The organism is Sphingobacterium multivorum, assembly GCF_039511225.1.
Lineage (GTDB): Bacteria > Bacteroidota > Bacteroidia > Sphingobacteriales > Sphingobacteriaceae > Sphingobacterium.
Genome location: NZ_CP154261.1, coordinates 5,701,489 through 5,714,243 on the forward strand (window position 1 = coordinate 5,701,489; position 12,755 = coordinate 5,714,243).

General features: G+C 40.0%; 10 protein-coding genes. 5 read left to right on the forward strand and 5 right to left on the reverse strand.

Translation table 11 applies throughout. The features are described 5' to 3' along the window. The first annotated feature begins 3 nt into the window (after positions 1–3). The 4 genes from AAH582_RS23755 to AAH582_RS23770 all read left to right on the forward strand — a co-directional run bounded on the left by AAH582_RS23755 (position 4) and on the right by AAH582_RS23770 (position 2,976). A complete protein-coding gene (locus AAH582_RS23755; RefSeq protein ID WP_343320780.1) occupies positions 4–918 on the forward strand; it encodes a sugar transferase in 915 nt (304 codons plus the stop codon). Between the two features lie 5 nt (positions 919–923). Then, positions 924–1,679, forward strand: coding sequence for a glycosyltransferase family 2 protein (locus AAH582_RS23760; RefSeq protein WP_046673144.1), 756 nt, complete (start codon positions 924–926; stop codon positions 1,677–1,679). Beyond that, positions 1,679–1,894, forward strand: a complete 216-nt coding sequence (locus AAH582_RS23765) for a DUF3820 family protein (RefSeq protein ID WP_046673143.1) — start codon at positions 1,679–1,681, stop codon at positions 1,892–1,894. Before AAH582_RS23760 ends, AAH582_RS23765 begins: the two co-directional genes overlap by 1 nt. 95 nt (positions 1,895–1,989) lie before the next feature. Then, positions 1,990–2,976: a rhodanese-related sulfurtransferase gene (locus tag AAH582_RS23770; protein ID WP_343320781.1), complete on the forward strand. Its 987-nt coding sequence runs from the start codon at positions 1,990–1,992 to the stop codon at positions 2,974–2,976. A gap of 128 nt (positions 2,977–3,104) precedes the next feature. On the opposite strand, the gene AAH582_RS23775 is transcribed toward AAH582_RS23770, so the two are convergent. The 5 genes from AAH582_RS23775 to trmB form a co-directional block, all read right to left on the reverse strand. Then, a complete protein-coding gene (locus AAH582_RS23775) occupies positions 3,105–3,812 on the reverse strand; it encodes a DUF937 domain-containing protein (RefSeq protein WP_343320782.1) in 708 nt (235 codons plus the stop codon). Positions 3,813–3,935: 123 nt separating this feature from the next. Continuing rightward, entirely contained in the window at positions 3,936–5,462 is a 1,527-nt protein-coding gene (locus AAH582_RS23780; protein ID WP_343320783.1) for a DUF5689 domain-containing protein, read from the reverse strand. Between the two features lie 31 nt (positions 5,463–5,493). Continuing rightward, entirely contained in the window at positions 5,494–7,029 is a 1,536-nt protein-coding gene (locus tag AAH582_RS23785; protein ID WP_343320784.1) for a SusD/RagB family nutrient-binding outer membrane lipoprotein, read from the reverse strand. Positions 7,030–7,040: 11 nt separating this feature from the next. Beyond that, on the reverse strand, positions 7,041–10,307 hold the full coding sequence (locus tag AAH582_RS23790) for a SusC/RagA family TonB-linked outer membrane protein (RefSeq protein ID WP_343320785.1): 3,267 nt from the start codon (positions 10,305–10,307) through the stop codon (positions 7,041–7,043). Positions 10,308–10,945: 638 nt separating this feature from the next. Continuing rightward, the gene (gene trmB / locus AAH582_RS23795) at positions 10,946–11,602 is read right to left on the reverse strand and encodes a tRNA (guanosine(46)-N7)-methyltransferase TrmB (RefSeq protein WP_343320786.1); all 657 of its coding nucleotides are present in this window, start codon (positions 11,600–11,602) and stop codon (positions 10,946–10,948) included. A 201-nt stretch (positions 11,603–11,803) separates the two neighbouring features. On the opposite strand from trmB, the gene fcl reads away from it, so the two are divergent. Then, a complete protein-coding gene (gene fcl / locus AAH582_RS23800; RefSeq protein ID WP_343320787.1) occupies positions 11,804–12,745 on the forward strand; it encodes a GDP-L-fucose synthase in 942 nt (313 codons plus the stop codon). Positions 12,746–12,755 lie beyond the last annotated feature (10 nt).

Sequence of the window (12,755 nt, forward strand, 5' to 3'; positions counted from 1 at the left end):
TAAATGAACAATATTGCTCCCGTCATACTTTTTGTGTACAATCGTCCTGATCATACAATAAAAACACTCTCAGCTTTAGAAAATAATATATTAGCAGACCAGACCACGCTATACATCTATTCGGATGCTGCAAAAAACGAAAAATCTGTTCCCGCCGTTACTGAAGTCCGAAAGATTATCAATAAGTCCTGGAACTTCAAAGAGGTTATTATTGTCGAACGAACAGAAAACTGGGGTTTAGCGGCCAATGTGATCGATGGTGTTACAAAAGTGGTCAATGCACATGGAAAAATTATTGTTTTGGAAGACGATCTGGAAACTGCGGTGTTTGCACTAGACTATTTCAACCAGGCACTGGAGCGCTATAAAGATCAAGATCGGGTCATGGAGATCAGCGGTTATGGCTATCCGTTAAAAGATTTAAATAAACTGCCAGAAACCTTCTTTTTTCGGGTCGCCAATAGTTGGGGCTGGGCAACCTGGGACCGCGCCTGGCAACATTTCAATCCTAATATCGATGAACTTGTATCGGATTTTACGGACGAGCAGATACACCAATTCAGTATCGAGGGGAAAGAAAACTTTTGGAAACAAGTGCAGGAATTTAAAGCGGGAAAGATCAACTCTTGGGCCATACGCTGGTATGCTTCTGTATTCAAAAAAAATGGGTTAGTTTTGTATCCAAGGAATTCGATGACGCAAAATATTGGTAACGATGGTTCGGGTACACATACCGCTGCAGAAGCTACATATCAGGTTACACTAGCGGAAAGTCCTGTACGGTATTTTCCGACGGAAATTTCAGAAAACAAGCAAGCTTATGAAGCCATCAAGTATTTCTACGCCCATCGGAAAGGATCTTTACTCGACCGTGGCATCCGATTCCTGAAGAAGAAAATAAATAAATTCAATACATAAAAAACATGTCTGCTCATCCTAAATTTTCGATTATAACTGTCGTTTACAACAATGTGCGTGACATAGAACACACCCTAAAATCTGTTGTCAATCAGAGCTATGATCATATAGAGTATATTGTCATTGATGGACAATCAACCGACGGAACGTTAGAGATCATCCAAAAATACAAGGATAAAATCGCCGTCATCCTCTCCGAAAAGGATAAGGGTATCTATGATGCCATGAATAAGGGTTTAGCCCTAGCAACAGGCGATTATGTTCTTTTTTTAAATTCTGGAGACGAGATCTATGATCTGAATAGCATTGAGAACCTCGCCAAACTGAGCGATAACGCAGATATTCTTTACGGCGAAACAATCCTCGTGGACGACAATCGGAATATTATTGGTGAACGGAGACATAAGGTTCCGGCTCATTTCGACTGGAAAAGCTTTCGCTATGGCATGAATATATGCCATCAGGCGATCTACATCAAGCGGGAAATCGCCGAGCCCTACGATCTCAATTATAAATTGTGCGCTGATATTGACTGGGTTATTCGTTGTGCCAAAAAGGCAAAAAAAACGGTCAATGCGCAGCAATATGTTGCCCGGTATCTTGTTGGCGGAATGTCAAAACAAAGACATCAGGAATCCTTGAAAGAGCGCTTTGCGATATTCAAACGGTACTATGGAGCCATTCCCAATTTATTCAATCATGGCATCATTGCGCTAAAAGCGATTTGGTACCGTCTTAATTATGGAAAACCTCAAGACTAATGTTGAATCCTGAAATTTTAACCGAGCTTGTTACAGTCAAGATGCCATTTGGCAAATACCAGGGATACACCTTATGTAATCTTCCTGAGCCCTATCTTGTGTGGTATAACCAAAAAGGCTTTCCAAAGGGAAAACTAGGCCAGCAGTTAGCGACACTCTATGAAATAAAGCTTAATGGCTTGGAATACCTCCTCGAACCTTTGAAGAAAAGGTGACGAGGGTCATTTTATTCCACTTATTATTTTTCGTAGCTTTGCACTAAATTTATTTTTAGCATTAAACGCCGTTTGCAGCGGTATCAATGAATATCATGACACAATATCAAACTTTGCTGTACTATTGTTACAGCCCTATCGAGGATGCCGAAAAATTCGCATCAGATCATTTAGAATTTTGTAAATCACTGGACTTAGTCGGCCGTATCATTGTAGCTGATGAAGGTCTTAATGGAACTGTTTCGGGTACTGTAGAATCCTGTAAAAGCTATATCGATGCCATTTATGCCGATGGTCGTTTCAATAAAACAGAGTTCAAAATTGACGATGTAGATGAACCATCATTCATTAAAATGCATTGCCGCTACAAAGCCGAAATCGTTCACTCTGGTTTGAGAGATCCAAAAGAAATTGATCCCAACCGTCAAACCGGTGTGCACCTTGAACCGAAGGATTTCTTGGCCATGAAAGACCAAGAGGATGTGGTCGTATTGGATGTACGCTCAAATTACGAGCACAATGTTGGTCATTTTAAAAATGCTGTTACCCTAGATATTGACAATTTCCGCGAGTTCCCGGAGAAAATCAAAGAGCTCGAACAATATAAAGGAAAAAAAATATTAACGTACTGCACAGGCGGTATCAAATGTGAGAAGGCATCTGCTCTCTTGTTAAAAGAAGGTTTCGAGGATGTTTATCAATTACATGGCGGCATTATTAAATACGGAAAGGAAGCCGGTGGTGAAGATTTTGAAGGTCAATGCTACGTCTTTGACAATCGCGTTACTGTCGATGTAAATTCTGTCAACCCATCCGTGGTATCAACTTGTTTTAACTGTGGCAAGAAAACCACCAAAATGATCAACTGCGCCAACCCGACTTGTAATGAACATTTCACACAATGTGATGAGTGCGGCTGGGAGATGGATGGATGCTGTTCACCAGCATGTAAGGAAAATCCCAATAAACGTGAATATGACGGAACAGGATATTATGTCAAGGTACCTCAACCCGTCAATATTGACAAAATCAGCAAAAGAAAACATAAAAATTTTCCACCGAAAGTATCGGCCGAAGATTAATACAAATTGAACAAACAGAAAGCGGTCGGAAGTGTAGAACTTCCGACCGCTTCCTGTTTAGGATCTGCACCATCTTAGCTTAATCCCATACTAGCTTTTTATCAAGACGAATAATAGCCTAACAAAGTTTACTTGCCAAACATACCGGCGATTGAATCAAGAATATTGCCCTTTGCCTGCCCATCGTTATTTTTATCAAAAAAACTGCCTGCCAATCCGCCCAACATGTCGGTGACACTACCTCCCGATGCCGGTTGCTCAGTTGCTTGCGCTTGTTCTTCTTGGCTACCGCCTAAAAAAGAGCCTAATATACCACCCAACATACCGCCACCTGCATTTTGCTGTGTTCCACCACCAAGCACAGAGCCGATCAGATCACCAATCCCAGCGCCGCTTGAAGCCTGCTTTTGTTGCCCTAGATACCCCATTACGATAGGTGCAAGTGTGGCCAGTACCCCCGTCACCTGAGAAGAACTCAAGCCTGCTTTATCCGCTATATGCTGTGTCACGACTTCGGTATTTTGGCCGAACATATGGTTGACAATTTTATTACCGTCTTCAGAAACATTTTGCGCACTGCCCTGTTCTGCTCCCCCCTGCCCAAAGAAATCTCCAATTTTGTCGAGTATCCCGCTACTGCTATGCTGGTCAATAGCCTTATCAATATTTTCAGCCTGCCCTTTGTTTTTCGCATTGTAATTCAATGCTGCAATCATCAAAGGAACTGCCGCTGCTACAATCCACTTGGCTTTAGATTCACTGACACCAGTAATTTTTGAAATAGTCTCTATCGCTTTAGAGCCTACTCCACCTGTAACTAAATCTGTTAAGTTCATAAGTCTTCGTTTATAGTTATATAATGAAGATAATAAAAATATGTTTTAGCTTTACCAATTTTTGGAGAATGACATGCTTCTATAGAATAAATAAAGGGGCTGTAGCCCCTTTATTTATACAACCTATTGTTCAATTTTCGTTGACAACTCATTTTCGATTTCACTCAGCGTGGAAGCCTTGGTCATCTCGATGTTATTTTGAGATCGAGCAGAAGTCCATCGTGCTAACGATGTGTTGTATACCCCACCCAAACTAACAAAATAACCTACGTCAGCCGTATTGTATTTTAAGAAGATCGTATTGGTTCCCGCCATAAAAAATGGCTGTGACTTCAAGGATAGGGGATCGATGACATCATAAAAGTCATTATTTGTAATACGATATCCCCTCGTTCCATCGGTCAATGCTCCGCCGCCCGAAATATACATCACATCCACCGGTTTTGTTGCTTCTGTCACTGCAGTCGTATTAAATACTGCAATGCCAAATGCATTACCACTATTAGCCATTAACCCACCAGTTTTAGTTCCAATACCATCGAAACCATCTTTTGCAACATAGTCATAATTTACCACCCATTTTGCATTCGAAATATCTGTTGAACTCGATCCATTAATTAATTTATATTTTCCACCTACATAGAAATACTGGCCTTTTGTAACAGTGCCAGAAGTAATGTTCAGTTTATACGTTCGCATTCCTCCTGTCGCCCAACCTTTTGCAGGGATACCAGTTGGTGTAGAAGCATTCGCATTGTTACTGACAATGACAGCATAAGGCGTTTTTGAAAAGTCTATATCTTCAATTGCTAAAAGCTGAACATATTCATAATTTCCATCCCCACCTTTTACATCGCTGGCAAAACCAGAAATAGCCACAGAGGTATGTTCAATTACCGAGCTCAATTCCTGAATATCCGATTCTTTACGCAAGACCTCATAAGGAATGAGCTTTCCCTCGGAATCCTGTTTATTAAAGATCACACCAAAATAATTAGCCAAAACACTTAAATTCCTTTTAGCAAACTTTGCCGATGATTTGGTCTCCAAATTTAAATTACCGAATCCATCATTCAGAATTTTCTGCCCCTCTAAAATATCCCCAGCAGCAGGCAAAGGATTAAAACCGCCCTTTACAATTGCAACCAACGTACTTTCATATTTATCTGGATTTGCCAAAATATCTTTCGCAGTCACGCGATTATTGGGAATCGGCCTATCCGAAGCAATCTTTACGATATTTGATTCGGCAATGTTTTTTAACTGCAGAATACCATTTTCCCGCGTCAACTCACTGCCAACGATATTGATTTCCAAGGAATCTCCTATGACATAATTTTCTGCCGCCTTTCCCAAGGGTATGGTAATACCACGTAGCTGGCGTAAGCGTCTACGATCTTGGATGACCAGGTATCCATCCGGAAAATTTCCCTCGCGATGGTCCGAAACAACGACTCCAGCAATTGTTGTAGATCCGTCCAAATTATCTTGATTGATTTGTACAGGCTGTCCCTTGTAAATGTTTCTGACGTCGAAAATACCGATATAAGAACTAACCATCCCGCCAGGATAATTTCCGTCTTTGCTGCAAGAACCAAGAACAAACGCGCCCATGAATCCCGTTATTATATAAAAAATATATTTTTTCATTATCTACGCATTAAAATTATAAAACCCATTATCATCTCTGCCACCACACTTTCGTATTAATCTCATCAGCCCCTTGCTGTGCGATAGCTAGTTTATAGTTTGTAGGGTTTGCCGATTGGACATAAATTGGATACTTCAAGCGGGCAGGCATCTCGCCTCCATTTTTTAAACCAGTTCCCTTTGGCAACAAAGGGTAACCTGTCCTCCGAAATTCAAACCATTGCTGGCAGTCTACAAATAAGAGGGCATAATATTTTTGTAGATGAATCATTTCCATCTTTTTCTCGAAACTGTTGTTATCATCCCAATTTATATCGCCATTATTTAAATATTCTTCAATAGGCTCGGCATAGGTTGGAAGCCATGTCGTAATACCTTTCATAACACCATCTTTGTAAAGGTCGCCGACCTTATCTGCATAGAATCCTTTTAATGCCAGTTCTGCTTTAATAAACTGCAATTCCGAACAATTCATGATCATTCCTGTCAGTGGCTCGTTCATCATGGTTTTCACAGGAATATTATTCACGGTTTGATCATAAGAATAAAAATAGGACTGACGTTCCCAACCCTCGCCAGGAGCATAACCACTTGGAATACCAACGAAATTTCCACTGACCGGTGCAATTCCCAAACGATTTACACCGTTTGAACCATAGGTCGGAATGTTAATTCGTGGATCGTTCCAGGCAACCAAATGATCAATAAAAAAATTTGCTAAAGATGCTTGACGAAAGTCCTGTGCTCTCACCTCCATAAATGGAGAAATCAAGGGAGACATGCCTGTCCAACGTAGGATAGCAGAATCGTCATTACTTGACATAATGGGATAGAAAGATGCATTATTCACTAAAATGTCATTAATTTTTGAGCGAACCAATGTCGCAACTGCTGGATCAGTCTGCCCGGAAGCTCTTAACAATAATCGTAAAAATAACGAGTTTCCAAACTTACGCCATCTGCTGACATTTCCATTGTAAATCGGATCATATTCCCCTTTGATTGCCGTGCTTTTTGATAATAATACATTGGCAGAATCTAACTTATTAAAGAAATCCAGATAAATTTCCTTCTGTGTATCGAACTTAGGCTCCAGGATATCTTCACCCAATCCTCTTAATGCTTCTGTATAAGGAATATCGCCATAGGTATCGGTCAGGATAGAAAATCCCCAAGTTTGCATGATTAAAGATATTCCACGATAAGATGCATTATCATTGAGCCCACCATCAGCCAATCTGTAAATTTCTTTTACATTTTTCAGCTCGGGATACATGGAATTCCAAGGTCCGTCAGAGACGGTATTACGTATATCATAACGGAACACACGGTATTCTCCATCACTGATATTAACCGTGACCTGCATCAGCTCATTATTTAATGAGCGATTACGAGACATATTGGACGCAACAAGATCCCTAAATGCAGGCTGCATTAATTGATAGGGATAAGCGTTTACACTGTTATTTGGATTTGTATTAATTTCTTCAAAATTTTTATCGCAAGATTGCAAAAACATTGCAACGGCAATTAGGACCATCCCTATAAAATTGAACGATTGTTTCATTGTCTATATTGTTAAAAGCCTACAACTAAGTTAAAACCGTACGTCCTTGTAGAAGGAAATTGAGCAATTTCAAATCCTTTGACAATGTCAGTCCCCGACAACGTACCAAATTCTGGATCAAAGTTTGGCCAGTTTGACCAAATCACAAGATTTCTTCCATAAACACCAACTGAAGCTTTTTGTAATTTCAAGCGGCTAACAAAAGCTTTGGAAAAGGAGTAATCAAATCGAGCTTCCCTAAATTTGATAAAGTTTGTTGAAAAGGTACTTCCCTCAGCATTATCCTGCCCATAATGAGAACGGTAATATTCATCAACATTTGTTGCAATGACATCATTTTTGCGATAGGTACCGTCGGGATTTTGAACAACACCATTCCCAATAATTCCACTATAACGTCCAGGAAGCGTATTTTTAGTTTTTCCTTGCTCTGCCAATTTATAATGTGTCAAGGAATGTGCTACCCCACCAAATTGTGCATCAAATAATAAGTTTAACCGGAAACCTTTATATCTAAATTCATTGCCCAAACTTACTTTTCCCTTAGGGATCGTATTCCCTAAGTAAACCACATCATCAGTCAATAAAGCAACACCGGTTTTACTATCATAAATAATTTGTCCATCCGGAGATCTTCTATAACCAATACCGTATAGATCGCCCATTGAACCACCTACTTTCGCCACCAACTGACCACCTGCCACAGGTCCGGTCTGAAGAATCATAGACGAATCTGCCAACGACATAATTTTATTCTGATTCATGGAGAATGTCGCGAATACTTTCCAATTAAATCCATCTTTATTTTTAATTGGTGTGCCATCCATGGCCAACTCTATCCCTCTATTTCTAACCTCCCCTGCATTGACAACTTTCTGCCGACCACCAGTCGAAGCATCTATCGTCCTTTTTAGCTGTTGATTTCTTGTATTACTCTGATAAACAGCAAGGTCAAAACCAAATCTATCCTTAAACATACGCACCTCTGTACCAAACTCGATAGATTGTGTACGTAAGGGCTGTAAGTAAGGATTTACAATTAATGTTGGTACTTGTAACCCGCCAGGATATTGACCACCTGCATTTTCATAAGAAAAATCAATAGTATATGGATCATCGCCACCACTTCCTACACCTGAAATCGAGCCTCTCAATTTTGCATAATTAATTGCCTTGGGCAATTTCCATAATTCTGAAGCGATTAAGCTTGCATTTAACGACGGATAAGTAAAATATTTTTTCTTATCTGGTGCCATTGCAGATGCCAATGTACTTGCCCAATCAATACGATAAGTCCCGTCTACATACAAGAAATTCTTATAAGCTGCTGTAAATAGTCCATACAGGCCATTCCTCTGCACATGACTTTTATAAGGTAAGTTAAGAATAGGCCCTTTTGCATTAGCCATGACATACACCCCAGGATAAGTCAGCGAATCTGCACGCATTTCATCTTTATGATAACGGTTATCATTTGTGCTACCACCGATAGTCCCCGTCATTTTCCAGTCTTTGTTTATCTCCGTTTCATATTTCAATAAGAAATCCAAATTGGTTTCCCGCGACGAAATAGATTGAGTTCGATAACTACCATATGGCATTTTCGCACCTGCATCATATGGTCTTTTTTGCTCTCTATTCTCGTAAGCCATATCCAAAGAGCTTCGTAACATCAGATTCCAATGTTTATTAAACTGATAGCTCGCCTGAACATTTCCCGTGACCCCATGGCGATCGGTACCATTTATAAACTCCCGAGATATGGCATACGGATTTTCAGGATAAGAAGAAAATGGGTATTTGATCTTCTGCCCTTCAGCTCCTTGCACCCAATAATCTTTCAACCAATTCATATCAGCATTGGGCTGCCAAAAAATGAACCAATACATCAGCGACTGATTTCCATATCCAGCTCCTGGTAAATTATCAGACCATTTATTTGTATAATTTACCTTAGCATTGATCTGTAGTTTGTCGCTCACTTTTGAATTAACCGACAATGCAACCGTATTTCTTTTGTAACCCGTATTTGGCACGATCCAAGTATTGTTTACATTGGTTGCAGAAAACCGCGCTGATGTTTTATCCGTTCCCCCATCTATACTGACTGAGTTAGTGAATGTTTTTCCGACATCAAAGAAAGACTTCAAATTATTATAAGGACGCCAAAGGGTACGTTCCGTACCCACTGCTTGCGTAACCGGATCATATTGATAAAAATATTGGCCGTCAAATTTCGGTCCATAGGCTGAACTTGTTCCCGATGTACTTGCGCCGTCCTCCGTTGTACCATAAGAGTAATAATCCGCACCGTCAAGCCCCTGTCCATATTCATACTGTAAATCGGGCATTCGATTAATGGCTTCTAGCGAGGTATTTGAATTTACCGTAACTCCAATGCCTTTTTTACCTTTTGCTCCAGATTTGGTCGTAATCATAATAGCCCCATTGGCACCCCGTTGACCATACAACGCCGCTGCACTGGCCCCTTTTAGAACCGTTATATTTTCAATGTCTTCAGGATTAAGATCATCTATGCCAGACCCATAGTCTGCCGGCATATTGTCTGATCCTGTACCATAAGCACTTTCTCCCGAATTTGCCGTCTTACGGCCGCTCCCTTCATTCACAACGACACCATCCACGACGATCAATGCCCCAGGATCGCCGTTTAAATTCGTTTCGCCTCTTAAAATAATCTTAGTCGACCCCGTAGGACCAGCATTTGAACGCATTAGGTTCAAGCCTGCCACTTTACCCGACAATGCGTCACTCCAGTTATTGGATAGTGCATCAGTCAACTGTTCTCCTTTTACAACCGTGGTGGCATACCCTAATTCTCGTTCTTGTCTTTTAATCCCCAATGCAGTGACAACAACTTCTTCAAGTGCTTCAGATGTTGGATTTAAACCAATGTGAACATTTGTTTGCGCAGCATCGTATGCCCTTGTTTGAGCCTCATATCCGATCATCTGAAAACGGACTTTCCCCCCAGCTTCGATATCTACCTCAAAATTACCATTTCGATCCGTAGAACCCTTCGTCACCCCACCTGAAAGTATCGATACTGAAGCCAATGGCTCCTTGGTTTTATTATCTACAACTTTTCCTTTGATTTTAATCTTCCCCTGATTAAAATAATGAAAAACGCCGTGGCCCCGTTCTAATGGAACCGCTGCCCCAGCTACATCCATATTGCAGGCAATTGCTAAGGCCACAAATAGCACTTTCGAGGAGGAGTGCCTTAGATTAATTTGGATAGGGTTAATACTAAACATAGTTATTGGTGTAAATTGTTAATTTTCAATTTGGCACAAAAATATATCCCTAACAAAAAGTTTGCTTTAACTTAATGTTTTCTTTTTGTTAACAATTATTTCGAATAGCATTTCCTTTAGGCACACTATTACTGTTTCAATCTTTAGTAAAATGCTTTGAAACCCACTATGAAGGGATTATCACGCATTAGGCACACTATAAAGTGCTCTTTCTTTTGGTTATTTTTTATTTTCCAAATCGAAAATAATTAATAATATTTAAAAAACGAAATAAATCGAAATTATTTAAAACCGCACATCAGAACACACAACACAAGAGTCAAGTGAACCTAAAGGACATATAAAATTACTGCAACTGTAGGGAAGAAGGTATTCCAAGAAAGTTTTAAGCAAATTTCTCAGCTGCTTTTAGCAGCTATTAGGACTTCTCACCAATATATATACTACAATATGCAAACAATACAGAAAGCATGGGACAACCTTCATGTATAATACGAAAAAATAGATTCCACCAAGGGGCGCAGCTGCCAATAAGGCTTAAAATCGAGCGATCAGGCCTTTAGATCCACACCCCCGGAAGAAAAAAAAAGAGCCCAAACGAAAGTTTGGGCTCTTTATTACAATAGAAGCGTTAAGGCTTAAGCCTTCTCGAAACTCCACTTCACATAATTAATATTCTTGTCATGTGCCAAATACTTCCGTTCGTAGTATGTCTTGATGGATAAAACATTATCCACTAAGTCCGAATGGTAAAGATCTGTCGTTTCTTTATATTTTTTCAGATTCTGTAGATCAATCTGCTCCAATGTATAGGCATAAAAACCATCATTATCTGTTTTCAGATTCATCATTCCTTCAGGCTTCATAATGACTTTATAACGATCCAAAAACTTTGGCCCGGTCAATCGCTTCTTTTCACGGCTATCTTGTGGTTGCGGATCCGGAAAGGTAATCCAGATTTCATCAATTTCATTTTCAGCAAAATGTTCAAGAATAGTCTCAATTTGTATCCGAAGAAAAGCAACATTCCGAATTCCATCCTCCAAAGCTGTTTTGGCTCCCCGCCAAATACGATTACCCTTAAAATCGATACCGATGAAATTTTTCTCCGGAAACAATCTCGCTAGATTAACAGTATACTCACCTTTACCACAAGCAAGCTCCAAAACAACCGGATTAGTATTACCAAATTGCTTCTCAGCCCATTTTCCTTTATATTCTTTGCCTGCGTCGAGTTGGATTACATTTTCAAAAGTAGCAACTTCAGCAAATTTACGTAGTTTGTCCTTTCCCATTTTTTAATAAATATCCCGCAAAAATAACCTTATATTCCCGCTAAAAAAAATAAATCTGAGAGACAGCACCAATACCGGCAATTACAGAACAATCCGACGTCCGATAGCATACACAGTAATCCATAAATTGCATCCACACGGGCGAATTATATTGCATATAAAAAGCAATTTATCTAAGTTTGCAGGAATCAATAACTTATCGTGGAGAAAGACGCTAAAATTTATATAGCAGGCCATCGTGGAATGGTCGGATCGGCAATTCATCGCAAATTATCGGAGCTTGGATACAATAACATTGTCACCCGCACATCTTCGGAATTAGATTTGCGCAACCAGCAAGCGGTCGCTGATTTTTTCGATCAGGAAAAACCGGACTATGTTTTCTTAGCCGCAGCCAAAGTTGGCGGGATCATGGCGAACAACACCTATCGCGCTGATTTTATATACGAGAATATGGCTATACAAAATAACGTCATCAAATCTTCCTACGATAATAAGGTTAAAAAATTAATGTTCTTAGGCTCAAGCTGTATCTATCCAAAAATGGCTCCACAGCCTTTGAATGAAGATATGCTACTCACGGGCACACTGGAGCCTACAAATGAGCCCTACGCAATTGCTAAAATCGCGGGAATAAAAATGGCAGAAGCCTTTCGGGATCAGTATGGATGCAATTATATCTCCGTTATGCCAACAAATCTTTACGGAATTAACGACAACTACCATCCGCAAAATTCACATGTCTTACCGGCCTTGATCAGAAGATTTCATGAAGCTAAAATCAATCAGCTCCCTGAAGTTATGATCTGGGGAACAGGGACCCCCTTACGGGAATTTCTTTTTTCGGATGACCTGGCAGATGCCTGCGTTTTCTTAATGAATAATTATGACGAGAAACAATTTGTCAACATTGGCATTGGCGAAGACATAAGCATTAAAGAACTTGCCGAATTGATTAAAGACATCATCGGTTACCAGGGAGCTATTTCCTTCGATAGTTCCAAACCTGACGGAACGCCGCGAAAACTCATGGATGTCTCAAAACTACATGCGCTGGGCTGGAAACATCGAGTTAACCTCCGGGAAGGCATTCAACTAGCTTATGCGGATTTTTTAAAGAAAGAAGCAAACGCTTCCGAATAAATCCAACACG

Excerpts from the sequence above, each read along its gene's own strand:
- AAH582_RS23755 (WP_343320780.1), top strand. The coding sequence starts at position 4 with ATGAACAATATTGCTCCCGTCATACTTTTTGTGTACAATCGTCCTGAT.
- AAH582_RS23760 (WP_046673144.1), top strand. The coding sequence starts at position 924 with ATGTCTGCTCATCCTAAATTTTCGATTATAACTGTCGTTTACAACAAT.
- AAH582_RS23765 (WP_046673143.1), top strand. The coding sequence starts at position 1,679 with ATGTTGAATCCTGAAATTTTAACCGAGCTTGTTACAGTCAAGATGCCA.
- AAH582_RS23770 (WP_343320781.1), top strand. The coding sequence starts at position 1,990 with ATGACACAATATCAAACTTTGCTGTACTATTGTTACAGCCCTATCGAG.
- AAH582_RS23775 (WP_343320782.1), bottom strand. The coding sequence starts at position 3,812 with ATGAACTTAACAGATTTAGTTACAGGTGGAGTAGGCTCTAAAGCGATA.
- AAH582_RS23780 (WP_343320783.1), bottom strand. The coding sequence starts at position 5,462 with ATGAAAAAATATATTTTTTATATAATAACGGGATTCATGGGCGCGTTT.
- AAH582_RS23785 (WP_343320784.1), bottom strand. The coding sequence starts at position 7,029 with ATGAAACAATCGTTCAATTTTATAGGGATGGTCCTAATTGCCGTTGCA.
- AAH582_RS23790 (WP_343320785.1), bottom strand. The coding sequence starts at position 10,307 with ATGTTTAGTATTAACCCTATCCAAATTAATCTAAGGCACTCCTCCTCG.
- trmB (WP_343320786.1), bottom strand. The coding sequence starts at position 11,602 with ATGGGAAAGGACAAACTACGTAAATTTGCTGAAGTTGCTACTTTTGAA.